Below are 22,920 nucleotides of genomic sequence, written 5' to 3'. Positions count from 1 at the left end.
CGCCTCTACCCGTTGCCGGCCACGGCCGACATCCCCGACGCCACCCAGGTCTGCCGCTGTGAGGGCGTCAGCGCCGGCGAGATCCGGCAGGCCGCCGCGACCGGCTGGAACGACCTGCACGGCACCAAGGCCGCCACCCGCGCCGGCATGGGCCCCTGCCAGGGACGCGAATGCGGCCACATCGTCGCGGCGTTGACCGGACGGGGCGAGGGCGGGGCGGAGTGCTTCGCGGCCCGGATGCCGATACGGCCGCTGCCCATGGCCGCGACGGTCGAAGGGCGGGAAGTCCCGTGAACCAGCCCGACGTCGTCGTCATCGGCGCCGGCATCCTCGGCGCCAGTGCTGCCTTCCATCTCGCCGAACGCGGTTACCGGGTAGTGGTGTTGGAGCGCGGCGCACCCAACCGCGAAGGCTCCGGCACCACCGCGGGCAACCTGCACATCCAGGCCATCCACACCCGCCGCCCGGGCCAGGAGGTCCCGGTCGACAGCGCCCGCCTGCTGCCGCTGCAACGCCGGGCCTCCGACCACTGGTCGCAGATCGAGGAACGGCTCGGCGCGGACGTGGAGTTGCGGCGCGGAGGCGGCTTCATGGTCGCCGAAACCGCCGTACAGGAAGAGGAGTTGCGGGAGAAGCACGAATGGGAGCGGCGGGCGGGCATCCCCACCGAGGTGCTCACCGGCGACGAAGCCCGTAAGGAACTGCCGCTGCTCTCCGGCCGTGTACGCGCGGCGAGTTGGTGCTCGCTGGACGGCTACGCCAACCCGCTCCTGATCACCCCCGCCTATCTCGCCGCGGCCCGCCGCCTCGGCGTCGAGGTGCACGCCTTCACCCCGGTGACCGGCATCCAGCGGGTCGGCGACGACTACACGGTCCTTTCAGACGACCGGAGTTGGACGGCACCCGTGGTCGTCAACGTGGCCGGACCGTGGATCACCGAGATCTCCGCACTCGCCGGGTTGGGGATACAGATGTCCCCGGTCGCGATCCAGATGCATGTGACCGTGCGGGTCCCGCCGGTCATGCACCATCTGGTCCAGCACATCGGCGAGGGCATGTCGGTCAAGCAGGTCAGCGCGGGCAACCTGCTGATCGGCGGTGGCTGGCCGGCCGGCGAGCTGAACATGGCGGGCCGCAGCACGGTCAGCGTGCCCAGCATGGCCGGCAACCTCGCCCAGGCCGGGCGCATCCTGCCGTTCCTCGGTGATCTGCGGCTGCTGCGCATGTGGGCCGGACCGCTGGCCGCCACCCCGGACGAGATGCCGGTGATCGGCGAAGTCCCCGGCCACCCGGGCTTCTTCGTCGCGGGCGGCACCTACGCGTTCACCCTCGCCCCGGTGTGGGGTGACACGCTGGCCCGCCAAGTCGCCGGGGAGGCACCGGCCGACCCGGTCGACGACTTGGGTCCCGGCCGCCTGTTGCACGACGACGCCACCACTCCCGTATCGCCCTGAAAGGCACTCCCCCATGACCCTGAGAATGTTCGTCAACGGCCAGGCCATGTCCGGAGGCACCCTCAACCACGCACTGAGCGAGGCCCGCCTCCTCGGTCCCGCCCGCACGGCCCCCGCGTACCAATTCTTCTCCGTACGCGACGAGTTCCCCGGCCTGCACCCGGTCGCGGAGGGCGGCGCGTCGATCAACGGCGAGGTGTACGAGGTCAGTTACGAGGTGCTGCGCGAACGGCTCCTCCCCGAGGAGCCCGCGGAACTCGAACTGGGCGTGATCGCGCTGGCGGACGGCTCGGGTTCCTTCTCGATGCGGATGCGTGCCTCCGCGCTGACGGCCCCCGGTGTCGTCGACATCACCGCCCACGGCGGCTGGCACTCCTACCTCGCCTCTCTCTGACACTTCGTCCTCGCTGGAGGTCTGCCATGTCCCACCCCACATCGATCGAACCCGTCGCACCCGTCGACCTCGTGGTCCGAGGCGGCACCGTGGTCAACGCCGACTGGCAGGGCGCCGCGGACGTCCTGGTGGGCGGCGGCAAGGTGCTCGGGGTGGTGGAGCCGGGCGCGTACCGCACCGTACAGGCTCCCGGCACCACCGAGTTGGACGCTTCAGGGCGCCTCGTGCTGCCCGGCGGCGTGGACCCGCACTGCCATGTCGGCTTCACTTCGGGGGACTTCACCTCTCTCGACGACTACCGCCAGGCCACCACCGCGGCTGTCTTCGGCGGTACGACGACGATCGTGGACTTCGCCATCCCGCGCCCCGGTGAGAACCCGGCCGATGTCGCCGCGGCCCAACGGGCCAAGGCGGCACAGGGGTTGTGCGACAGCGCGCTGCACGGGTGCGTGGTCGAGTGGGACGAATCCGTGCCGGAGCAGCTGCGGTCGCTGGCCTCCGACGGCATCGTCACGGTGAAGATGTTCACCACCTACCGCGGCGAGACCATGGCCGACGAGAAGACCATCCTCAACGTGATGACCACGCTGCGGGACCTCGGCGGCATGGTGGTCATCCACTGCGAGGCCGACCACATTATCGCGGACACGCAGGAGCGCGGCGAGGCGGCCGGGGCGATCAGCGCGGGCCATCACGCCGGTACCCGGCCGGAGTTGGCCGAGAACGCGTCGGTCGCCGAGATCCTCGCCATCGCCGAGTCGGTGTCGGCCCCGGTGTACTTCGTCCACCAGTCGACACCCGAGGCGGTCGACCTGGTGGCCCGCGCCCGTGGCCGCGGAGTGCGGGCGTTCACGGAGACGGTGGCCCACCACCTTGTGCTGGACGACACGGCGTACGCGGGCCCGCACCCCGAACGCTTCGTGTGCTGCCCGCCGTTGCGGGACGCCGGCACGGTCGCCGGACTGCGCTCACGACTGCTCATGGGCCAGGTCGCGACGATCGGCAGCGACCACTGCTGCTACGACACGGCCCAGAAGGAGTCGGTGAGTCACGACGTACGGGCAATGCCCAACGGGCTGCCGGGAGTTGAGACGCGCATGCCGGTGATCTTCAGCGAGCTGGTGGTCAAGGGCGGTCTGCCGATGGGCCGCTTCGTGGAGTTGATGTGTGCCAACCCGGCCAGGCTCAACGGCCTCTACCCCCGCAAGGGAGTCATCGCCCCCGGCTCGGACGCGGACCTGGCGATCTGGAACCCGACGGCCACCCGCACCGTCCGCAGCACCGGCCTGCACATGGCCACGGACTACACGCCGTACGAGGGCATGCCGGTCACCGGCTGGCCGGAGACCGTCGTGGTGGGCGGCCGTCCCGTCGTCGACGCCGGCCGACTGACCGACGCCGAACCCCACGGCCGTCATCTGCGCTCGGGCCCACTGAGCCGGTCCCTGGTGTGCTGACGCGGGTGGTCGTTCGCGGCACGCGATCTCGTGGTGCGCGGCGCGAAGACCGAGTTCTCACCGGGAGGTGAACAGCCGCTCCGGCCCTGGTCAGAGTCCGCAGCCGCCGTCGCCGTCGCCGTCGCCGGGACGGCAACCCGGCCCGCGCCAAGATCGGTACGGCGCTGACGGCACGGCCCCCGTCAGCGGGGCTTGGCCATGGTGCGGCGTACGACGAGATGCGGAGCCAGGACCACCTCTCGGGGCTCGGTGCGACCCTGGTCGAGGCGTTCCACCGCGGCGGCGACCGCGTAGCGCGCCTGCTCCTCGGCTCCCTGGCTGACCGTGGTCAGGTCGAAGCAGCTCAGGCGGGAGAGTCTGTCGTCGTCGTACCCCGCGACGGACACCTCACCGGGGACGGACACACCGGCGCGGGCGAGAGCGGCCAGGACGCCGATCGCGCTCTGGTCGTTGAACGCGACCACGGCGGTGGGCAGTTCGTCCGCGTCGAGGAGGTGGCGGGCGGCGCGCTCGCCGGCCGCCTCGGTGTTGTCACCGCGCAGCACACGGATGTACGCGTCCAGACCGTGGCGCCGCATGGCGGTGCGGTACCCGCGGCGCCGGTCGGTGGCGATCACGCCCTTGCCGCCGTCGACGTATGTGATCTCACGGTGCCCGAGCGCCACCAGACGGTCGACTATCTGCCCCACGCCGGCGTCGTCCGCGGTGCGCACCACGTCCAGCTCCCCGTCTTCGATACGACGGCCCACGACGATGACGGGGGCCTTGCCGTCCAGTGCGGCGAGCGTGTCGACGGGGGCGGTCGGGCCGAGCAGGATCAGTGCCTCGCTGCGGAAGGCCAGCAGCGTCTCGATGGCGGTGCGCTCGTCGCGGGTGCGGGTCTGGGTGCTCAGGACGAGGTCGTAGCCGACCTCCTCGGCGGCCGAGTGGAGGTGTTCGACCAGGTCCGCGTGGAAGGGGCTGTGGACGTCGACCATGACGCCGAGCATCCGGGTGCGCCTGCTGGCCAGCAGGCTGGCGGTGCGGTCCACCTGGTAGCCGAGGTCGGCGGCGGCCTTCAGGACGCGCTGCCTGGTGCGTTCGCTGGGGCCCGCCACACCGCGCAGCACGAGGGAGACGGACGCGGTGGAGACACCCACGCGTGCGGCTACGTCTTCCAGCCGCGGGCGCCTCTTCGCAGCTGCCCGGCGGTGTTCCGCCCCGGCGTCCTCCACTTGTTCCTCCCGGCCGCATTCTTCTCGCGCAACGCCCTTGACACGCTCTCGAAACGAGTCGATAGTACCAGGAATTAAAGCGCTTTAAATTGTCCTGACGTTCCAACGAAGGTCGTTGGCTCGTCGCCCGCGACCGGCGGGGACACTCGCTCACCGTCGACGCCGCCCACAAGGCGGACAAGCTGTCGCGGACGGTACATCCGGCCACCACACCGCAATGTGAGCCCACTCCGGTCCTCCGGTCCTCCCGTCCTTCCTTCCGACCCCGGCCCATCAAGCAGCCGCGGACCTGCCGCCCTGCTACCTCTTTCAGTCGCACAGCGAGGTGCACGAACCATGAGCCGTACAGCCCTTCCCCGCTCCCGCAGAATCGCCCCCGTCGTGGCGGTCGCCGCCGCGGCCGCCCTCACCCTCGCGGGCTGCTCCAGCAGCTCAGGTGGCAAGAAGTCCGACGAGACCGCGGGCAACGTCTCCGCGGGCAAGGCGACCACGCCCCGTATGACGATCGCGATGGTCACCCACGCACCCTCCGGCGACACCTTCTGGGACACCATCCGCAAGGGCGCCGAGGCCGCCGCGGCCAAGGACAACGTCAAGCTCATCTACTCCAACGACGAGACCGCCGCCGACCAGGCCAACCTCGTGCAGAACGCGATCGACCAGAAGGTCGACGGCATCGCGGTCACCCTCGCCAAGCCCGACGCCATGAAGGCCGTCGTCGCCAAGGCCGAGCAGGCCGGCATCCCGGTCGTGGGCTTCAACGCCGGGCTGAGCGACTGGAAGAAGCAGGGCCTGCTGTCCTTCTTCGGACAGGACGAGTCCGTCTCCGGGCAGGCACTCGGCACCAAGCTCAACTCCACCGGCGCCAAGCACGCGTTGTGTGTCATCCAGGCCCAGGGCGACGTCAACCTCGAACAGCGCTGCGCCGGCGTGAAGAAGACCTTCACCGGCAAGACCGACATCCTCTACGTCAACGGCACGGACATGCCGTCGGTGAAGTCGACGATCACCGCCAAGCTCACGCAGGACAAGTCCGTCGACGAGGTAGTCACACTCGGGGCGCCCTTCGCGCTGACGGCGGTGCAGTCGCTGTCCGACGCGGGCAGCAAGGCGAAGGTCGCCACCTTCGACCTCAACGCGAACCTCATCTCCGCGATCGAGAAGGGCAGCATCCAGTTCGCGGTCGACCAGCAGCCGTACCTCCAGGGCTACTTGGCGGTCGACTCGCTGTGGCTCTACAAGACGAACGGCAACTACAGCGGTGGCGGTGAGCAGCCCGTACTGACCGGCCCGGCCTTCGTCGACAAGACCAACGTCGCAGCCGTCGCCAAGTACGCCGCCAACGGAACCCGGTGATGAGCATGACCCAGCACGCCGAGCCGGCGGTGACCTCACCGCCGGCCCCCGGCCCGAAGGAAACCGACGGCCGGACCTCTGAACGGCCCCTGGTGATACGGCTGTTGGCGCGTCCTGAGATCGGTGTCTTCCTCGGCGCGGCAGCGGTGTACGTGTTCTTCCTGATCGCTGCTCCGCCGGTGCGGGACGGCGCCTCGATGGCGAACATCCTCTACAGCTCGTCGACCATCGGCATCATGGCGCTGCCGGTCGCCCTGCTGATGATCGGCGGGGAGTTCGACCTCTCCGCCGGTGTCGCGGTCATCACCTCGGCGCTGACCGCGAGCATGCTCAGCTACCAGCTCACCATGAACGTGTGGGTCGGTGTGATCGTCGCCCTGCTCGTGTCCTTGGGGGTCGGTTTCCTGAACGGCTGGATGGTCGTCAAGACCGGCCTGCCGAGCTTCCTGGTCACCCTGGGCAGCTTCCTGATCCTGCAAGGCGTGAACCTCGCGGTCACCAAGCTGGTCACCGGCAACGTGGCGACCGACGACATCAGCAACATGGACGGCTTCGGCCAGGCGAAGAAGGTCTTCGCGTCGTCGTTCGACGTCGGCGGTGTCAACGTGAAGATCACCATCGTCTACTGGCTGGTGTTCGCGGCGATCGCGACCTGGGTGCTGCTGCGCACGAAGTACGGCAACTGGATCTTCGCGGTCGGCGGCAACAAGGACAGTGCTCGCGCTGTGGGTGTGCCGGTGGCGTTCACGAAGATCTCGCTGTTCATGCTGGTCGGTTTCGGTGCCTGGTTCATCGGCATGCACCAGCTGTTCACCTTCAACACCGTGCAGTCCGGCGAGGGTGTCGGCCAGGAGCTGATCTACATCTCCGCGGCGGTGATCGGCGGCTGTCTGCTGACCGGTGGTGCGGGTTCGGCGATCGGCCCGGTGTTCGGGGCGTTCATGTTCGGGATGGTGCAGCAGGGCATCGTCTACGCGGGCTGGAACCCCGACTGGTTCAAGGCGTTCCTGGGCGTGATGCTGCTCGGCGCCGTCCTCATCAATCTGTGGGTGCAGCGCACCGCGACCCGGAGGTGACCTCCATGACGAGCGACCATCCCCTCGTTCAACTCCGCGGCACCGGCAAGGCGTACGGCAATGTGCGTGCCCTGCACGGGGTCGACCTCGCGGTCCGCCCCGGCCAGGTCACCTGCGTCCTGGGCGACAACGGCGCGGGCAAGTCGACGCTGATCAAAATCATCTCCGGGCTGCACCAGCACACCGAGGGCGAGTTCCTCGTCGACGGCGGGGCGGTGCACTTCACCACCCCGCGCCAGGCACTGGACCGGGGTATCGCGACGGTCTACCAGGACCTGGCCGTCGTGCCGCTGATGCCGGTGTGGCGCAACTTCTTCCTCGGCTCCGAGATGACCAAGGGCCCCTGGCCGCTGCGCCGTCTCGACATCGAGAGGATGAAGAAGACCGCGGACGAGGAACTGCGCAACATGGGCATCGTCCTGGACAACCTGGACCAGCCCATCGGCGCCCTCTCCGGCGGCCAGCGCCAGTGCGTCGCCATCGCCCGCGCCGTCTACTTCGGCGCCCGGGTGCTGATCCTGGACGAGCCGACCGCAGCCCTCGGCGTCAAGCAGTCCGGCGTCGTCCTCAAGTACGTGGCAGCAGCGCGTGAACGGGGCCTCGGGGTCATCTTCATCACGCACAACCCGCACCACGCCTACATGGTCGGCGACCACTTCAGCGTGCTGCGCCTGGGCACCATGGAACTCTCCGCCGAACGCAGCGAGATCACCCTGGAGGAGCTCACCAACCACATGGCCGGCGGTACCGAACTCGCCGCGCTCAAGCACGAGTTGTCCCAGGTCCGCGGCCTCGACGTCGATGAACTCCCCGAGGAGTCCGCGCTCAAAGTCGGCTGACAGCGACAGCGGACAGCAGCCCTGCCCCGCGCGGGCGGACGGCGGCACCAGACGTATCCCCGCTCCCCTACACCCAAAGGCATTCCCTCATGAAGATCGCCCTCGACCCGTACATGATCCGTCATGTCCCGTTGCTCGAACTGCCCGGTGTGGTGGCCGAGTTGGGCTACGAGTGGATCGAGCTGTCGCCCCGCGAGGACTTCATCCCGTTCTTCCGGCACCCCCGCGTGGACGACGCCACCGTGCGCAAGTTCCGCAAGGCGCTGGACGCGGCCGGCGTCGGGATCTCCTCCCTGCTGCCGCTGTTCCGCTGGTCCGGCCCCGACGAGGACGACCGGCAGGCCGCCGTGCGCTACTGGAAGCGCTCGATCCAGATCGCGGCCGAGCTGGGCGTGGACAGCATGATCTCGGAGTTCAACGGTCGGCCCGAGGAAGCGGACCGCAGCGAGGCCCGGTTCTGGAAGTCGATGGACGAACTCCTCCCCCTCTTCGAGCAGGAGGGCATCCGGCTGACCCTGGAACCGCACCCCGACGACTTCATCGAGGACGGCCACCAGGCGGTCGACTTCATCCGGGGCATCAACCACCCGAGCGTCAGCTTCCTCTACTGCGCCCCGCACACCTTCCACATCGGCGACGACGCCCCCGGGATCATCCGGCACGCGGGCGATCTGCTCACCCATGTCCATCTGGCCGACGCGTTCGACCACAACGCGTCCTCCGGCAACCGCTACATCCTCAACCCGCCCGGCACCACGGCCCGGATCCACCAGCATCTCGACATGGGCGAGGGCGAGGTCGACTTCGGCGAGCTGTTCCGGGCCCTGCGGGACAACGACTTCGACGGCACCCTCACGGCGTGCGTCTTCGCCTGGGAGGAACGGGCCAAGGAGTCCTCGCTGTTCATGCGCGCGAAGATCGACGAATACCTCGCCGCATCGTCGTGACCAAGCCCGAGGCGGCGGGCCTCGGACACTCCGACTTCGCGCAACCGCCGCGCGCGTCGGAGGCCCTGGACAGCAGTGCGGACGGTGGGACGTTCGCACTGCCCTCCGCCCGTACCGAGCGGAGCTCACTCTCCGCTCGGTACGGGCCCAACGGCACCGCCCTGTTCGCGGCCTCCGGCGAGACCGCGCCCCGATTCCGGCGCAACGTCGGGATCCAGACGATCGGGGTCGACGTGCCGGTGCCCGTGCCGATCCTCTCCACCCGCCCCATCCTCTCCACCCGCCCCAAGGCCGCCACCACCCGTCGGCCACAGCCCGCCCAGCAACACACGGCCGCCTTCGGCCTTCCCGCCCCCAGCTGATCCAACTTCTCAAGGGACACCCCCATGACCTCGTCCGCCAAGCCCCTGTCCGTCGCGGTGATCGGAGCCGGTATGGCCGGCCGCAGCCACGCCGCCGGATACCGCAACGCCAACACCGTCTTCGGCCCGGGTCTCCCGCCGGTCCGGCTGGCCGCGATAGCCGACGCCAACACCGCGCTCGCCCAGGACGCCGCCCGCCGCTACGGCTTCGACAAGGCGCTGCCGAGTTGGGAGGCCGTCGCCGAGGACCCCACGATCGACGCCGTCAGCATCGTCGTGGGAAACGCGCTGCACCGGCCGATCGCCGAGGCGCTGGTCGCCGCCGGGAAGCACGTGCTGTGCGAGAAGCCGCTGGCCGGCTCGCTCGAAGACGCCCGTGCGATGGCCGAGTTGGAGCGGTCCGCCGATGTCGTCACCGCCGTCGGGTACACCTTCCGCCGCTCCCCCGGCATCGCCGCTATCCGCGACCACGTGCGGCGCGGGGAGCTGGGTGACCTCACCCTGTTCAGCGGGCGCTACTGGTGCGACTACGCCACCGACCCCAAGGGGCCACTGAGTTGGCGCTTCAAGGGGGGTGCCGGTTCCGGCGCGCTCGGGGACGTCGGCTCGCATGTCATCGACGCCGCCGAGTACGTCGCCGGGCCCATCGCCTCGGTTTCCGGTGCCACGCTGTCCACACAGATCCCCAAGCGTCCGCTGCCGCTGGGCGCGGTCGTCGGGCACAACTCCGCTCCCGTCTCCGACGAGTTCGGCGAGGTGGAGAACGAGGACACCGCCTCCTTCACCGCCCGCTTCGAGTCCGGGCTCGTCGGCACCTTCTCGGTGACCCGTACCGGTTTCGGACTGCCCAACGGGCTCGCGTTCGACGTGCTCGGGGTCGGCGGGCGGGCCGCCTTCGACCAGCACCGGCCGGCCGAGTACCTCTTCGACGACGCCCAGCCCGACGCCCGTACCCGCGGTGCCCGGCAGATCATCGCCGGCCCCCAACTGCCGTACTTCGCGGGCGGGGTGCCGATGGAGGCGCCGGGTGTGGGTGCGAGCAACGCCGACAACTTCACCTACCAGGCACGGGCGTTCCTCGACCAGGTCGCGGGGGTCGCCGAACCGCTGCCGGCCTGCGCCACGTTCGCCGAGGGACTGCGGACCATGGAGATCATCCGCGCGATCGTCGAGTCCTCGCAGGCCGGTGGCGCCGCCGTTCCCGTCCCGCCCGCCGTCTGACCACCCGCACACATACAAGGAGCACCCGCATGTCTCTCAAGCTCGGCGCCTACACCGCCTGTCTGCACGACCGCCCCCTGGCGGAGGCCCTCGACTTCCTCAAGGAGAACGGCCTGACCTCCGTCGAGGTCAACACCGGCGGGTTCATCCCCTCCCCGCACTGCCCGGTAGACCTGCTGCTGTCCTCGGCGACCGCACGCGAGGAGTACCTGGCGACGTTCGCCGAGCGCGGAATGGAGCTCACCGGCCTCAACTGCAACGGGAATCCGCTCAACCCGCTCCCCGGGGTCGGTCCGAAGCACGCGGACGACCTGCGTCGTACGATCCGCCTCGCGGGGCTGCTCGGCGTGCGGCACGTGGTCACCATGTCCGGCACGCCGGGCTCCGACCCGGACGCCAAGTACCCCTCCTGGGTGGTGAATCCGTGGGACGGCGTCTACATGGACGTCCTGGACTACCAGTGGGGTGTGGCGGTCGAGTTCTGGAAGGAGATCGACGCGCTGGCCCGGGAGAGCGGTGTCCGGGTCGCCATCGAGATGCACCCGCACAATCTCGTCTTCTCCCCGGTCACCCTGAAGCGGCTCGTCGACACGACCGGCGCGACCAACCTCGGTGCGGAGATGGACCCTTCGCATCTGATGTGGCAGGGCATGGACATCGTCGCCTCCATCAAGTGGCTCGGCCCGCTGGTGTTCCACGCCGCCGCGAAGGACGCGACGCTCTGCCCCGGCGCCGACATCCGCGGTGTACTGGACACGTCGTTCACCCGCGTGCCGGCCGACGCACCCGACAAGGTGCCCACCGGCTACGGCTTCTGGTGCAACTCCTGGCCCGAGAACCCGGCGTGGAAGTTCGTCGCCGTCGGTGTCGGCCACGACGTGGCGTACTGGACGGAGTTCCTGCGCGCTCTCGCCGAGGTCGACCCGGACATGGCGGTGAACATCGAGCACGAGGACGCCGCCTACTCCCAGACCGAGGGTCTCGCCCTGGCGGCGAAGAACCTGCACGCCGCCGCGACCGCCGTCTAGGGCGGACACCCCGGCACCGCCGCACGGGACCGGCCCCGCCGGGTCGGTCCACCGTCCGCGGCCAACTCGACGTGGCCGCTCGTCACCGATGGTTGCGGGGTCTCGCTGCCGTCGAGACGCTGGGACGCCGAGGTTGCAGCTCCAACGACCGCACACAGACGCCGAGTTGCCGACGCCGTACGCCAACTGGGCGGCCCTGTCGGCGTCCTTGCCGGCCTCTGCCCGGGAGACGGGTGAACCGCGGGCGGGTACCGCTCCGGACGAAGCCGTACGCTCCCCGGGAAAGCGTCGTCCGCCGATCCGTCAGGCCGGCTCCGTGGTCCGACGCCGATCGCTGACGACCACCAGGCCACCGATGACCGCGAGCCCCATGAGGACGGCGCCGAAGACGGTGGTGCCGTTGGTCAGGCCCACGGCATCGCTGAGGTAGCCGGCGGACACGGGCAGGATGCCGGCCAGGACGTAACCGCCCACGTTGAGCGCGGCGTTGGCTTCCGCCAGGCGCTGCGGCGGGACGCCGGCGTTGAGCAGTGACAGGCCGCCGAGCTGGCCCATCCCCTGGCCGGCGCCGGCTAGCAGCGCGGCGGCGAGGAGGACCGGCACCGACGAGGTGTGCACAGTGACGATCAGGGTGACCATGCCCAGTGTGGTGCTCACCGCACCGGCCGCGAGGATGGTGGGCCGGCTCAGCCGTTGGACGGCGAACTGCACCCCGGTGGCGGTGAGGAACATGGCGAACGCCATGGCGCCCGCGACGATCCGGCTGGTGGTGCCGAGCAGGCCGGACAGGAGCGAGGGTCCGAGCGAGAGCACGAAGGACGTGGCGGTGATGCCAGGGGCGAACACCGCGATACCCAGGGCGAGTTGACGTCCGTTGCCCTGCGGTACGCCTGGCACCCGCACCCAGGCACCTTTCGCGGGCGCCGCGGGACGCCGTATCGGCATGCGCAGCACGGCGAGCACCGCGGTGATCAGCAGTACGGCCTCGACGGCGAAGACGGTGACGGTCGGCGCGGGCAGCATCTCGGAGAGCACACCGGCGAGCAGCGGGCCGAGTCCCGCTCCGAAGACCATCGCGCAGGAAGCGAGCAGGGCGGCGATCCGCTTGCGTCCGGGACCTGCCACGTCGGTCACCGCGGCCATGCCCGCCGAGACGACGGCACCCACGGCGATCCCGGTGAACAGCCGTGCCACGATCAGCGCGGTCACGGTGGTGGCGGTCGCGAAGATCAGGCAGGCCGCCAGGGCGAGCCCCAGGGCCGGGAACAGTACGGGTTTGCGTCCCAGCCGGTCCGAGACGACGCCGGAGACCAGCAGCGAGCCGATGAGCCCGACGATGTAGAACGCGAACACCACGGTCAGGGTGCCTTTGGAGAATCCGATGTCGCGCTGCCACAGCACATACAAGGGCGTCGCCGCGTTCGAGAGCACGAACACGGCGGTGACCGGCCAGGCCGCCAGCCACACCCACCAGAGCGGAGCGTCGTCCCGTCCGCCGGCCCCCGCAGAGCCACTCCCCTGCCTTCCGTCGACGGCCTGGACAGACGCGGTCCCGGTCCCGGTCTCGGACATGACTGTTCCTCCCGACTCCCAAGTACGAGTTAAGTCGAACTTAGCATGCAGTACGATTGGAGTCGTACAAGGAATCCCGCTACGAGGAGTTGCCCATGCCTCCGACCACGGGCACCGCACCCGTCATCAAGGCGCTCCCGGAGCCGCCCGACCTGCCCGCACCGCTTCCGGAGCCGGCGGTCGACGAACTGCGCCTGGAGACCGTGCTCGGCGCGCTCAGTGACCCACTGCGGCTGACGATCATCCGCAAACTCCTCCTGGAATCCGAGCAGTTCGACCACACCTGCGGCTGGTTCGGCTTCGACCGGCCCAAGTCCTCGCTCACGCACCACTTCAAGGCACTGCGGGAAGCAGGGCTCACGCGCCAGCGCCAGTACGGGCTCGAACGCCGCAGCCACGTACGCGTCGAGGACCTCGACGCCCGCTTCCCCGGCCTGCTGGACCTGGTCGCGGCATGGACCCCGGAGGCATGACCGGTCCGGCCGTCCCGCGGCGACGGATTCCGCCCAGCCGGACGACCCGACCGGCGTGCGACCCGAGGGCCTGGCATCACCGCAGGTGACAGTGGTAACGGTGCTCATTGCAGCCTTTGGTGAAAACCTCCGGGGCGCGGTTGACTTGCCTTCCGCCGACGCAAGACCGCGACTCCTGGGAGCTCCCGTGTCCGACCACCCCGACCACGAGCACGGCGGCCACGACCACGACAGCGGCGGCGGTCATTCCGGCCACTCCCACGGGGTGTCCGCGGACGCCGACCGGCGCTGGCTGACGCTCGCCCTCACCCTGATCAGCGTGTTCATGCTCGCCGAGGTCGTGGTCGGGGTCGCGGCCAACTCGCTGGCGCTGATCTCGGACGCCGCGCACATGCTCACCGACGTCGCCTCCATCGTCCTGGCACTCGTCGCGATGCGACTGGCGGCCCGCCCGGCCAAGGGGCACTTCACCTACGGCTTCAAGCGCGTGGAGATCCTGTCGGCGCAGGCCAACGGCCTGACCCTGCTGCTCCTTTCGGTGTGGCTGGCCTACGAGGCGGTACGTCGCCTCGTCTCCCCGCCGGAGGTCACCGGCGGCCTGGTCCTCGTCACCGCCCTGGTCGGAGTGGCGGTCAACCTGCTGGCCACCTGGTTCATCTCCAAGGCCAACCGCACCTCGCTGAACGTCGAGGGCACCTACCAGCACATCCTCACCGACCTGTTCGGCTTCATCGCCACCGCCGTCGCCGGAGCCGTCGTACTCACCACCGGCTTCGCCCGCGCGGACGCGCTCGCCTCCCTGCTCGTGGTGGTCCTGATGCTCAAGGCCGGGTACGGCCTGGTCCGCGACTCCGGGCGGATCTTCCTCGAAGCCTCGCCCGCCGGGATCGACCCCGACGCCCTCGGCGATCGCCTGGCCGCGCAGGACACCGTGGTCGAGGTTCACGACCTGCACGTCTGGACGATCACCTCCGGCCAGAGCGCTCTGTCCGCCCATGTCCTGGTGGAGCCGGGCGGCGACTGCCACGCCGTACGCCGCGGCCTGCAGAAAATGCTCCTGGACGACTACCGCATCGGCCATGCCACGCTGCAGGTCGACCACCTGGGCGAGGACGCCCCGGACCTGCTGCAGATCACCAGCGCCACCGGCGACGACCGGGACGCACACTGCGACGACGCCCACGGTCCCGTCCACCGCCCGGGCCCCCACGACCACTGACCGACCGACGACTCACCCGGCGGATGCCCGACTCCTCCGCCAGGTCGGAGGGGAGGAGGTCTGCGGTCCCGCCGCCGCGCCGGCCGGCCGCCGTACACGAGGTCCCCGCCCTCGACCGCGACCCGCGCTGACGAGCACGACCCGCGCACCGACGATCAAGCCGACGGTCAGCAGTTGCACCGCCGTCTCGGTGTCGGCCGACGCGCCGTGGTCGGCGCAGGGCTCTGCCCGCCTTGTGAGTGCGGCTGCGGCGAGGAGGGCTCCGAGCGCCCAGGGCAGCAGCCGGGTGACGCCTCGATGCCTACGGTCGTCCACGATGACGTCGGCATGAACCCACAGGCCGGCAAGGGTCCCCCCGGGGTGGCGGGCGATCTCGGCAAGGATCTCCGGGTTCAGCTTCCGTTCGCGGGGCGTCACGTGGTCGTCTCCCCCGGGCCTGACGGCGTCAGTTCGGCAGGTGCTCGGCCAGTTCTCGGGTGAGAGCGGTGGCGGCGCGTTCCAGTTGGGAGCGCAGCTGTTCCAGACGGGCCCGGTTGAAGCGGACCGAGGGGACTGCCAGGGCGATAGCGGCCAACGGGTCGTGATGCGGGGCGAGTACCACGCTGATTCCGACAACTCCGGTCTCTGTCTTCTGGTCGTTGACGGCGAAGCCGCGTTTGCGGATAAGCGCGAGTTGCTTGCCGAGTTGCGCCAGGTCGGGGTGGTCGGGATCGTCCTCGTACAGCCTTCTGAGCGCATCGTCGTCAAGGGCCGCGAGGAGCGCCAGTCCGCCCGACGCCTGGTGGACGGGCAGGACGCGGCCTGTGCGGTCGCCGACGCGGAGGACCTGCTCGCATTCCACAGAGGCGATGAAGCGGATCTCCGTCCCGGCCCTGACCTGCAGGTTGGCGGTCTCGTGCACCCGCCCGACGAGCTCACGCAGATGCGGGGTGCCGATCTGACGCAGGAGACTGATCGGCCCATGGCTGATCAGCGTCGGCCGCAGCGTCTCGCCGGGCCGGTACCTGCGGTCGTCGCCCCGGACGGCGAAATCGCGGTAGACGAGCATCGCGAGCAGCCGGTGCGCGGTGGAGCGCGACACGTTCAGACGCTCGGCGGCGTCGGTGACCCGCAGCGATCCCTCCTGCTGCAGGAGCTGCGCGAGCTGCAGGGCATGGTCGACGGACTCGATCGCGTATGCCGGTTTGTTCTTCACAGTAGAAAAACGTATCCCGACAGACAGAACAGCTCCACCATCCTGTCTATGAACGACTTCACGGGCGGCCCGGCGGGAGTGGCAGTGTCGCGAGGGCCCGGGCAGCCAGAACAGACCGCGGAACTCCGAGAGCTCCATCAGGGGTTCGAGCGCGAACTGCTGGTCCCGCTGTGGACCGAGATCGGTGAGCTGATGCCCGCCGAGCCGATGCCGAAGACCTCGGCGCACCTGTGGCGGTGGGATCGGCTGCTGCCGCTCGCCGAGCAGGCCGGTGAGCTGGTACCGGTCGGCCGGGGCGGGGAGCGGCGCGCGATCGCCTTGGCGAACCCGGGGCTGGGGGGTGCGCCGTTCGCCACCTCGACACTGTGGGCGGCGATCCAGTATCTGGGTCCGCGTGAGGTCGCGCCCGAGCACCGCCATACCCAGAACGCGTTCCGGTTCGTGGTCGAGGGCGAGGGCGTCTGGACGGTCGTCGACGGCGACCCGGTCGCCATGCGCCGTGGGGACTTCCTGCTCACCCCGGGCTGGCACTTCCACGGTCACCACAACGTGTCCGACACCCCGATGGTGTGGCTCGACGGCCTGGACATCCCGTTCGCGCACCACATGGACTCGGCGTTCTTCGAGTACGGCGCGGACGAGGTCAGCGACCGTTCCACGCCCGAGCGGTCACGCGCCGAGCGACTGTGGGCACACCCCGGGCTGCGCCCCGTGTCGCAGCCGCGGTCCCTGCCCAGCTCGCCGATCGCCGCCTACCGCTGGGAGCACACCGACGCCGCTCTGTCCGAGCAGTTGGCGTTGGAACGCGAAGGCCACCCCGGTGTCATCGAGCCGGGACACGCCGGCGTGCGGTTCACCAACCCCACCACCGGCGGGGACGTGATGCCGACCCTGCGGGCGGAGTTCCACAGGCTGCTCGCCGGCACGACCACGCTGCCGCGCAGGGAGGTCGGTTCGGCCGTATGGCAGGTGTTCGACGGTGCCGGAGTCGTGCGGGTGGGTCATTCGACCTGGACCGTCGGCCGCGGCGACCTGTTCGTGGTGCCCTCCTGGCAGCAGTTGGAGATCGGCGCCGAGTCGGAGCTCGACCTGTTCCGGTTCAGCGACACCCCCATTTTCGAGCACCTGCACGCCCACCGCGTGCAACTGGAAGGAGCGTCGTGATGAGACTCGCGACCCTGCGTATCGCGGGTGCCACGCGCGCGGTTCGTATCGACGGCGTCCACGCGGTGGACCTCGGCCACGCCGATGTCGGCGCTCTGCTGGCGCATCCGGACTGGCCCGAGCGCGCCACCGTGGACGGGCCCACCCACAGCCTCGCCGGTGCCGAGTTCGCACCCGTGGTACCCACGCCCGGCAAGATCTGGTGCGTCGGACTGAACTACCGCGGCCACATCCTGGAGATGGGACGCGAACTCCCGGAATTCCCCACCCTGTTCGCCAAGTTCGCCGACGCCCTGATCGGGCCCAACGACTCGATCATGCTGCCGCCGGAATCCGACGCGGTGGACTGGGAGGCCGAACTCGCCGTCGTGATCGGCCGGCCCCTGCGCCGCGCGTCGCACACCGAGGCCGCGGCCGGTATCGCGGGGTTCACCGCCGCCAACGACGTCACCGCGCGCGACTGGCAGTTCCGTACCCGCGAATGGCTCCAGGGCAAGACCTTCGAAGCCACCACCCCGATCGGGCCCGTGCTGGTCACACCTGATGAACTGCCCGGCGGCGTCCGGCCCCGACTGGACATCACCGGATACGTCGACGGGAGGATCGTTCAACAATCCCGCACCGACGACCTGGTGTTCGACCCGCTGGACCTGGTCTGCTACATCTCCACGATCACGACGCTGCGCCCTGGTGACGTGATCCTGACCGGCACCCCTGCCGGCGTCGGACACGCGCGCACACCCGCCCAGTACCTGCGGCCCGGCAACCGCCTGATCACCGAGGTCAGCGGCATCGGCAGACTGGACAACCGGGCCGACGCCGAACTCGTCGAGGCCGGAGCATGACACCCGACGCTCGCACCCACACCGTCAGGGCCTGGATGCGCGAGGGCACGGTGACGCTCCTGGACGACCTGGCCCGGCTCGACGACGGGGCCCTCGACGCATCCAGTGCCCTGCCCGGCTGGACCCGCCGTCATCTGCTGGCACACGTGGCGTCCAACGCCGAGGCATTGAGGCGCCTGGTCGCCTGGGCGCGCACCAATGTCCCGAACGCCATGTACGCCTCCCCCGCCGCGCGCGGCGCGGACATCGAAACCGGCAGCCGGCTCCCCGCGGCCGAGTTGCGGGCGTGGGTGATCTCGTCGGCCCGCCAACTCGCCGCCGACCTCGAAGAGTTGCCCGGCCCGGCATGGCAGCACCAGGTCGTCACTGCCCAGGGCCGCACCGTGCCCGCATCGGAGATCCCGTGGCTACGGGCACGGGAGATCAGCATCCACGCGATCGACCTCCTCGCGGGGAGCGACTTCGACGACCTTCCAGCCGGAATGTGCGAAGCCCTGCTCCTGGACGTGACCACGCACCGCTCCGCCCGCCACGGCGGGCCCTCGGTCCTGCTGCTGTCCACCGACGGCGGTGGCCCGTGGAAGATCACCGGCACCGAACCAGAAGTCACCGTCAGCGCCGGCCGGGCCCACCTGACCCGCTGGGTCACCGGCCGGGGCGCCGACGGGTTGACGGCCGAAGGCCCGCTCCCGGAGCTGGGCCGGTGGCTGTGACCGCAGTGGACACCCTCCGACATCACTGGACATGACCACGGAAATCCCCCGAACAGAAGGACAGCCCCATGACCATCACCGAGTCGCCCACCGCCCACCGCGTCGACACCTCACATCCCACTCCCGTGCCGTGGAGAGTCTGGGTGACCCACCACCGTCTCCCGGCCGCGCTGCTGGCGGGCCTGGTCGCCACCCAGATGGCCACGATCGTCGGCTACTTCCTGCCAGGCGTGGGACTGGCCAAACTCGACTGGAACATGGTCAATGGCGCCGTCTACACCCCGGGCGCGTCCCCGATGGCGCAGTTCGTGTCCGGCGGCTTCTTCCACTACCTCGACGGCATCGTGTTCACGGTGCTGTTCGTCGTGGCCGTGCACCCGCGGCTGCCATGGCGCGACACCGCGGCCGGCAACCTGGCCAAGGCCCTCGTCTTCGGCACGGCCCTGGCCCTCGTCAGCCTCGTGTTCATGACGCCCCGCGTCTACGGGCCCGCACTCGGCGCCGACGCCGGGTTCTTCAGTCACCACTTCGGCTGGAAGTTCATCGTGTCCGTCTTCGTGTGGCATGCGGTCTACGCGGTCCATCTCGGCCTGATCTACAACCCGTCGGCGCAGTCACCGGACACCGAACGATGAGCGCGGGCGCGGTGACCAGGGCGACCGCGGCCGTGGTGGAGGGAACCGGCGCCCCGTTCACCGTCACCGACATCGTCCTGGACTCCCCCAGGTCGCACGAGGTCGTCGTCCGGGTCGAGGCGGTCGGCATGTGCCACACCGACCTGTCCGTGCGATCGGGTGCCACGCCGTTCCCGCTTCCCGGAGTGCTCGGGCACGAAGGCGCCGGCACGGTGGAGGCCGTGGGCCCGGAGGTCATCAAGGTGGCGCCCGGGGACAAGGTGCTGATGACGTTCACCTCCTGCGGGTCGTGTATCGCCTGCGTGACGGGCCGCCCGGCGCAGTGCGCGCACTGGCCGGCGCTCAATCTCCTCGGCGGCAGCAGACTCGACGGGTCCGCCACGATCCGGCGCGACGGGGACGACCGGCCGCTGCACGGACACTTCTTCGGCCAGTCCTCGTTCGCCTCGCACGCGATGACCCATGAACGCAACGTCGTCAAAGTCGCGCCGGACACGCCCCTGGACGTCCTCGCCCCGCTGGGCTGCGGCGTGCAGACCGGGGCCGGCGCGGTGTTCAACGTGCTGCGCCCACGGGCCGGCGGCGCGCTGGTGGTGTTCGGCGCGGGCGCTGTCGGACTGTCCGCCGTCATCGCCGCGAGGCTCACCCCGTTGACGAAGATCATCACGGTGGACCTGCACGACTCACGACTCGACCTGGCTCTGCGACTCGGCGCGACCGACGTCGTCAATCCCCGGCACGCCGATGCCGTCGGGGCGGTTCGTGACATCACCGGTGACGGAGCCGACTACGCACTGGAGACCACCGGAAACACTCACGTTCTCCGCCAGGCGGTGGACGCGCTGGCCACCGACGGCACATGCGGTGTGATCGGAGCCCCGCCGTTCGGGAGCGAGGTGAGCCTGGACGTACCCCGGATGCTGGTGCGCAACCCGCACATAGTGGGCGTCAACCAGGGTTCCTCGGTACCGGACCGGTTCCTGCCCGCTCTCGTCGAACTGCACCGGCAAGGCCGGTTCCCCGTCGAGCGACTCGTCGAGCACTTCGCGTTCGACGACATCGAGAACGCCGCCAAGGCCGCGCACCACGGTGACGTCATCAAACCCGTACTACGACTGTCGTGACCCACGAAGAGGAAGGACCAACGATGTCCACTTCCGCACCGCACGCCAGAAACTTCATCGACGGCCGATGGGTCGACTCCGCCACGGTCGGCGAGTCGAGCAATCCCGCGACCGGTGAAGTCCTGGGCACCTTCGCCGACGGCGGAGCCGACGCGGCGACGGCCGCGATTGCCGCCGCCCGCAGGGCCTTTGACACCGGGGACTGGTCACGCAACCGCGACCTGCGCGCCGCCGCGCTCTTCGAAATGGCCGACCGGATGGCCGCCCGCCGGGACGAACTCGTCGAACTCCTGGCCAGGGAGAACGGCAAGGTCCTCGGGGAGGCCGCGTTCGAGATCGACCTGACCATTCCGAAACTGCGCTACTACGCGGCCCTCGCCCTCACCGATCTCGGCAGCGCCGCGGAAGGCAGACCCGGCCTGTACTCGATGGCGCTGAAGGAGCCCGTCGGGGTCGCGGGCGTCATCGCGCCCTGGAACTCCCCGGTCGTCCTCGCGGTGCGCTCCTTCGCCCCCGCCCTGGCCGCCGGCTGCACGGTCGCGCTCAAGCTGCCCGGCCAGACCGGCCTGACCAACGGGCTGCTCTACGAGATCATCGCCGCCACCGAGAGCCTGCCCGCCGGCGTCCTCAACGCCTTCACCGAATCGGGCAACGACGGCGCACCGCTGCTGGTCTCCTCACCCGACGTCGACGTGGTCAGCTACACCGGCAGCACCAGGGTCGGCAGGCTGATCATGGCCGAGGCCGCGGCCACCCTCAAGCCGGTGTCACTGGAACTCGGCGGCAAGAGCCCGATGATCGTCTTCGACGACGCCGACCTCGACGCCGTGGTCCCGGTACTGACCAAGGCCGTGACGACCTTCGCCGGCCAGTTCTGCATGACGGGCAGCCGGATCCTCGCCCAGAGCGGGATCGCCGACGCGCTCCGCGAACGTCTGTCCGCCGCGTTGGCCGCCGTAAAGGCAGGCCCCGGCGATGACCCCACCAGCGAGATGGGTCCGATGATCGACCGCGCCAGTGCCCAGCGCGTCGATCAGCTCGTCCAGGACAGCGCCACCTACGCGAAAATCTTGGTACGCGGTGGACTCGTCACCGAGGGCCCCCTGGCAGGTCAGGCGTTCTGTCTGCCCAGCCTGGTCGAAGTCACCGACCCCGCCGGGCCGATCGTGCAACAGGAAGTGTTCGGCCCGGTCGCCACTTTCGAAGTGTTCGAGACCGAGGCCGACGCCGTCACGCTTGCCAACGCCACCGAGTACGGGCTCGCCGCCGGCATCTGGACCCGCGACGTCGACCGCCCCCTGCGGGTGGGACGCGAACTCAAGGCGGGCACCGTCTGGACGAACACCTGGGCTGTCGTCCTCGACCAGTTCGCGGAGGGCGGCTTCAAGCAGAGTGGGGTGGGCCGGCTCAACGGCCGGCGTGGACTGGAGGAGTTCCAGGAGATCAAACACCTCGTCCACCTCGCACCCCCGACCGCCTGAAACCACCGCCGGCCACAGACACCTCGCACAGGGCCGAGCGCGGACCTGAGCGTCTCCCAGAAAGAGTCAAGCCATGACAACCCGTCGTACCGTACTCCGCAAGAGCGCCGCCGTGACCCTCGGCGCCGCCGCCCTCGGCGCGTTCGTCCCCGCTGCCTCCGCGGAGGCTCACACGTCGGATGCGCGTCAGCAGAACCGGCTCAGGGCACAGCAGTGTGCCGAGATCGTGGGAGTGCTGAAGAACTACGAGCGATCACTCAACGCCGGTGATGTCGCAGGCGTGGTCCGGCTGTACACCGACGATGCCGTGTTCCTGCCGCCGCAGGCCCCGACCGCGGTCGGCATCGATGCCGTGCGGGCGACGTACGCGGGCCTGTTCCAGACGCTCCGCCTCGACCTCACCTTCGAGATCGCCGAGGTGAACGTCGTGTCTCCCGACTGGGCGTTCCTGCGAAGCTCCTCGACCGGCGTCGCCACCGTCCTCGCCAACGGAACACAGGTCCCGAGCAGCAACCACGAACTGTTCGTGCTGCAGAGGATTCACGGCCGTTGGAAGCTCGCACGCTACAGCTTCTCGTCGGTCCTGCCGTCGGCATAGCCAACTGCGGTTGCTGTTCCGATCGTTCGGCGTTCGCGTCGCCGACCTGTGGGTTCCGGGGCGCCGGAGCCCGCAGGGATGGCTGGGCTGTGCCCCAGGTGCGGTCGGCGTGGCCGCCGGCGAGTTCGGCAAGGATCCGGCTGGTCTTGGCGAAGCGGACGTCACACTCGCCTCCCGGGCCAGACCGACCACCACCAGCGTGCCGCCGGGCCGCAGCAGCTCACGCATGCGGACGAGGGCCGCCTCGAAGTCCATGTGATGGATCGTGGTCACCGAGCAGACGAAGTCGTGCTGCGCATCGGGAAGTTCCGCGGTGAGGAAACCTCCCTCGATGAAGGTGAGTTGCGGGTGGCCGGCAGCGGACTCGCGTGCGCAGGCGATCATGTCCGGCGACGTGTCGATACCGGTGACGTGTTTGGCCCGCCCGGCGAGCTTCCGGGCCAGCAGCCCGTCCCCGCAGCCGACGTCCAGGGCATCGCCGCACCCCAGGGATGGGGGATTACGTGAAGCCGATCATGGGGAATTGCCTGACCGTCAACACCCTCTGTACGTC

At 69.8% G+C, this 22,920-nt stretch carries 24 protein-coding genes and 1 pseudogene; 20 read left to right on the top strand and 5 right to left on the bottom strand.

Annotated features, from left to right (window positions below; genetic code table 11):
* From R6V09_RS04315 to hydA, 4 genes are all read left to right on the top strand, one after another.
* A partial coding sequence (locus tag R6V09_RS04315) for a (2Fe-2S)-binding protein (protein WP_317879984.1) occupies positions 1-294 on the top strand: 294 nt, incomplete at its 5' end.
* Positions 291-1,454, top strand: coding sequence for an NAD(P)/FAD-dependent oxidoreductase (locus tag R6V09_RS04310; RefSeq protein WP_317879983.1), 1,164 nt, complete (start codon positions 291-293; stop codon positions 1,452-1,454). The genes R6V09_RS04315 and R6V09_RS04310, both read left to right, overlap by 4 nt.
* Before the next feature lie 13 nt (positions 1,455-1,467).
* On the top strand, positions 1,468-1,848 hold the full coding sequence (locus R6V09_RS04305; RefSeq protein ID WP_317879982.1) for an allophanate hydrolase-related protein: 381 nt from the start codon (positions 1,468-1,470) through the stop codon (positions 1,846-1,848).
* Between the two features lie 26 nt (positions 1,849-1,874).
* Positions 1,875-3,305 (top strand): dihydropyrimidinase, encoded by a 1,431-nt coding sequence (gene hydA / locus R6V09_RS04300; RefSeq protein WP_317879981.1) that lies wholly within the window; start codon positions 1,875-1,877, stop codon positions 3,303-3,305.
* A 182-nt stretch (positions 3,306-3,487) separates the two neighbouring features.
* Here hydA and R6V09_RS04295 read toward each other — a convergent pair whose 3' ends face one another.
* The gene (locus R6V09_RS04295) at positions 3,488-4,519 is read right to left on the bottom strand and encodes a LacI family DNA-binding transcriptional regulator (protein ID WP_317879980.1); all 1,032 of its coding nucleotides are present in this window, start codon (positions 4,517-4,519) and stop codon (positions 3,488-3,490) included.
* Between the two features lie 336 nt (positions 4,520-4,855).
* Between R6V09_RS04295 and R6V09_RS04290 the strand changes: the two genes are divergently transcribed.
* The 7 genes from R6V09_RS04290 (at position 4,856) to R6V09_RS04260 (ending at position 11,348) form a co-directional block, all read left to right on the top strand.
* Positions 4,856-5,875 carry a sugar ABC transporter substrate-binding protein gene (locus tag R6V09_RS04290; RefSeq protein WP_317879979.1) on the top strand — a complete coding sequence of 340 codons (1,020 nt, stop codon included), beginning with the start codon at positions 4,856-4,858 and terminating at the stop codon, positions 5,873-5,875.
* Positions 5,875-6,951: an ABC transporter permease gene (locus R6V09_RS04285; protein WP_317879978.1), complete on the top strand. Its 1,077-nt coding sequence runs from the start codon at positions 5,875-5,877 to the stop codon at positions 6,949-6,951. Before R6V09_RS04290 ends, R6V09_RS04285 begins: the two co-directional genes overlap by 1 nt.
* A 5-nt stretch (positions 6,952-6,956) precedes the next feature.
* Positions 6,957-7,790 carry an ATP-binding cassette domain-containing protein gene (locus R6V09_RS04280; protein ID WP_317879977.1) on the top strand — a complete coding sequence of 278 codons (834 nt, stop codon included), beginning with the start codon at positions 6,957-6,959 and terminating at the stop codon, positions 7,788-7,790.
* Between the two features lie 89 nt (positions 7,791-7,879).
* Positions 7,880-8,737: a sugar phosphate isomerase/epimerase family protein gene (locus R6V09_RS04275; RefSeq protein ID WP_317879976.1), complete on the top strand. Its 858-nt coding sequence runs from the start codon at positions 7,880-7,882 to the stop codon at positions 8,735-8,737.
* A complete protein-coding gene (locus R6V09_RS04270; RefSeq protein ID WP_317879975.1) occupies positions 8,734-9,099 on the top strand; it encodes a hypothetical protein in 366 nt (121 codons plus the stop codon). The genes R6V09_RS04275 and R6V09_RS04270 overlap by 4 nt, the downstream gene beginning before the upstream one ends.
* Before the next feature lie 24 nt (positions 9,100-9,123).
* Positions 9,124-10,320 carry a Gfo/Idh/MocA family protein gene (locus tag R6V09_RS04265; RefSeq protein ID WP_317879974.1) on the top strand — a complete coding sequence of 399 codons (1,197 nt, stop codon included), beginning with the start codon at positions 9,124-9,126 and terminating at the stop codon, positions 10,318-10,320.
* Between the two features lie 29 nt (positions 10,321-10,349).
* Positions 10,350-11,348 (top strand): sugar phosphate isomerase/epimerase family protein, encoded by a 999-nt coding sequence (locus R6V09_RS04260; protein WP_317879973.1) that lies wholly within the window; start codon positions 10,350-10,352, stop codon positions 11,346-11,348.
* Positions 11,349-11,651: 303 nt separating this feature from the next.
* On the opposite strand, the gene R6V09_RS04255 is transcribed toward R6V09_RS04260, so the two are convergent.
* Positions 11,652-12,920 carry an MFS transporter gene (locus R6V09_RS04255; RefSeq protein ID WP_317879972.1) on the bottom strand — a complete coding sequence of 423 codons (1,269 nt, stop codon included), beginning with the start codon at positions 12,918-12,920 and terminating at the stop codon, positions 11,652-11,654.
* 95 nt (positions 12,921-13,015) lie between these two features.
* On the opposite strand from R6V09_RS04255, the gene R6V09_RS04250 reads away from it, so the two are divergent.
* Both R6V09_RS04250 and R6V09_RS04245 read left to right on the top strand, forming a co-directional pair.
* Positions 13,016-13,393: an ArsR/SmtB family transcription factor gene (locus R6V09_RS04250; RefSeq protein WP_317879971.1), complete on the top strand. Its 378-nt coding sequence runs from the start codon at positions 13,016-13,018 to the stop codon at positions 13,391-13,393.
* A gap of 187 nt (positions 13,394-13,580) precedes the next feature.
* Positions 13,581-14,612, top strand: coding sequence for a cation diffusion facilitator family transporter (locus R6V09_RS04245; protein WP_317879970.1), 1,032 nt, complete (start codon positions 13,581-13,583; stop codon positions 14,610-14,612).
* A gap of 12 nt (positions 14,613-14,624) precedes the next feature.
* Here R6V09_RS04245 and R6V09_RS04240 read toward each other — a convergent pair whose 3' ends face one another.
* Both R6V09_RS04240 and R6V09_RS04235 read right to left on the bottom strand, forming a co-directional pair.
* Positions 14,625-15,029, bottom strand: coding sequence for a hypothetical protein (locus R6V09_RS04240; RefSeq protein ID WP_317879969.1), 405 nt, complete (start codon positions 15,027-15,029; stop codon positions 14,625-14,627).
* 28 nt (positions 15,030-15,057) lie between these two features.
* A complete protein-coding gene (locus R6V09_RS04235; RefSeq protein WP_317879968.1) occupies positions 15,058-15,807 on the bottom strand; it encodes an IclR family transcriptional regulator in 750 nt (249 codons plus the stop codon).
* Between the two features lie 48 nt (positions 15,808-15,855).
* On the opposite strand from R6V09_RS04235, the gene R6V09_RS04230 reads away from it, so the two are divergent.
* From R6V09_RS04230 to R6V09_RS04200, 7 genes are all read left to right on the top strand, one after another.
* Positions 15,856-16,971 carry a cupin domain-containing protein gene (locus R6V09_RS04230; protein ID WP_317879967.1) on the top strand — a complete coding sequence of 372 codons (1,116 nt, stop codon included), beginning with the start codon at positions 15,856-15,858 and terminating at the stop codon, positions 16,969-16,971.
* Positions 16,971-17,816 (top strand): fumarylacetoacetate hydrolase family protein, encoded by an 846-nt coding sequence (locus tag R6V09_RS04225; RefSeq protein WP_317879966.1) that lies wholly within the window; start codon positions 16,971-16,973, stop codon positions 17,814-17,816. Before R6V09_RS04230 ends, R6V09_RS04225 begins: the two co-directional genes overlap by 1 nt.
* On the top strand, positions 17,813-18,529 hold the full coding sequence (locus tag R6V09_RS04220; protein ID WP_317879965.1) for a maleylpyruvate isomerase family mycothiol-dependent enzyme: 717 nt from the start codon (positions 17,813-17,815) through the stop codon (positions 18,527-18,529). The genes R6V09_RS04225 and R6V09_RS04220 overlap by 4 nt, the downstream gene beginning before the upstream one ends.
* A gap of 68 nt (positions 18,530-18,597) precedes the next feature.
* Positions 18,598-19,164, top strand: coding sequence for a hypothetical protein (locus tag R6V09_RS04215; protein WP_317879964.1), 567 nt, complete (start codon positions 18,598-18,600; stop codon positions 19,162-19,164).
* Complete coding sequence (locus R6V09_RS04210; protein ID WP_442809967.1) at positions 19,161-20,288, top strand: NAD(P)-dependent alcohol dehydrogenase; 1,128 nt, start codon at positions 19,161-19,163, stop codon at positions 20,286-20,288. Before R6V09_RS04215 ends, R6V09_RS04210 begins: the two co-directional genes overlap by 4 nt.
* A gap of 23 nt (positions 20,289-20,311) precedes the next feature.
* Complete coding sequence (locus tag R6V09_RS04205) at positions 20,312-21,769, top strand: aldehyde dehydrogenase family protein (protein WP_317879962.1); 1,458 nt, start codon at positions 20,312-20,314, stop codon at positions 21,767-21,769.
* Between the two features lie 73 nt (positions 21,770-21,842).
* Positions 21,843-22,367 carry a YybH family protein gene (locus R6V09_RS04200; protein WP_317879961.1) on the top strand — a complete coding sequence of 175 codons (525 nt, stop codon included), beginning with the start codon at positions 21,843-21,845 and terminating at the stop codon, positions 22,365-22,367.
* Positions 22,368-22,601: 234 nt separating this feature from the next.
* Here the strand turns inward: R6V09_RS04200 and R6V09_RS04195 are convergent.
* A pseudogene (locus R6V09_RS04195) lies at positions 22,602-22,811 on the bottom strand (class I SAM-dependent methyltransferase); the annotation flags it as partial.
* Positions 22,812-22,920 lie beyond the last annotated feature (109 nt).

This window comes from Streptomyces sp. W16 (genome assembly GCF_033194735.1).
Taxonomy (GTDB): domain Bacteria; phylum Actinomycetota; class Actinomycetes; order Streptomycetales; family Streptomycetaceae; genus Streptomyces.
This window is presented reverse-complemented; position numbering and strand designations above follow the sequence as displayed.

Bases quoted from the DNA above. Each gene is read 5' to 3' on its own strand.
- R6V09_RS04305 (WP_317879982.1), top strand. From the start codon at position 1,468: ATGACCCTGAGAATGTTCGTCAACGGCCAGGCCATGTCCGGAGGCACC.
- hydA (WP_317879981.1), top strand. From the start codon at position 1,875: ATGTCCCACCCCACATCGATCGAACCCGTCGCACCCGTCGACCTCGTG.
- R6V09_RS04290 (WP_317879979.1), top strand. From the start codon at position 4,856: ATGAGCCGTACAGCCCTTCCCCGCTCCCGCAGAATCGCCCCCGTCGTG.
- R6V09_RS04285 (WP_317879978.1), top strand. From the start codon at position 5,875: ATGAGCATGACCCAGCACGCCGAGCCGGCGGTGACCTCACCGCCGGCC.
- R6V09_RS04280 (WP_317879977.1), top strand. From the start codon at position 6,957: ATGACGAGCGACCATCCCCTCGTTCAACTCCGCGGCACCGGCAAGGCG.
- R6V09_RS04275 (WP_317879976.1), top strand. From the start codon at position 7,880: ATGAAGATCGCCCTCGACCCGTACATGATCCGTCATGTCCCGTTGCTC.
- R6V09_RS04265 (WP_317879974.1), top strand. From the start codon at position 9,124: ATGACCTCGTCCGCCAAGCCCCTGTCCGTCGCGGTGATCGGAGCCGGT.
- R6V09_RS04260 (WP_317879973.1), top strand. From the start codon at position 10,350: ATGTCTCTCAAGCTCGGCGCCTACACCGCCTGTCTGCACGACCGCCCC.
- R6V09_RS04255 (WP_317879972.1), bottom strand. From the start codon at position 12,920: ATGTCCGAGACCGGGACCGGGACCGCGTCTGTCCAGGCCGTCGACGGA.
- R6V09_RS04250 (WP_317879971.1), top strand. From the start codon at position 13,016: ATGCCTCCGACCACGGGCACCGCACCCGTCATCAAGGCGCTCCCGGAG.
- R6V09_RS04230 (WP_317879967.1), top strand. From the start codon at position 15,856: ATGAACGACTTCACGGGCGGCCCGGCGGGAGTGGCAGTGTCGCGAGGG.
- R6V09_RS04225 (WP_317879966.1), top strand. From the start codon at position 16,971: ATGAGACTCGCGACCCTGCGTATCGCGGGTGCCACGCGCGCGGTTCGT.
- R6V09_RS04220 (WP_317879965.1), top strand. From the start codon at position 17,813: ATGACACCCGACGCTCGCACCCACACCGTCAGGGCCTGGATGCGCGAG.
- R6V09_RS04215 (WP_317879964.1), top strand. From the start codon at position 18,598: ATGACCATCACCGAGTCGCCCACCGCCCACCGCGTCGACACCTCACAT.
- R6V09_RS04210 (WP_442809967.1), top strand. From the start codon at position 19,161: ATGAGCGCGGGCGCGGTGACCAGGGCGACCGCGGCCGTGGTGGAGGGA.
- R6V09_RS04205 (WP_317879962.1), top strand. From the start codon at position 20,312: ATGTCCACTTCCGCACCGCACGCCAGAAACTTCATCGACGGCCGATGG.
- R6V09_RS04200 (WP_317879961.1), top strand. From the start codon at position 21,843: ATGACAACCCGTCGTACCGTACTCCGCAAGAGCGCCGCCGTGACCCTC.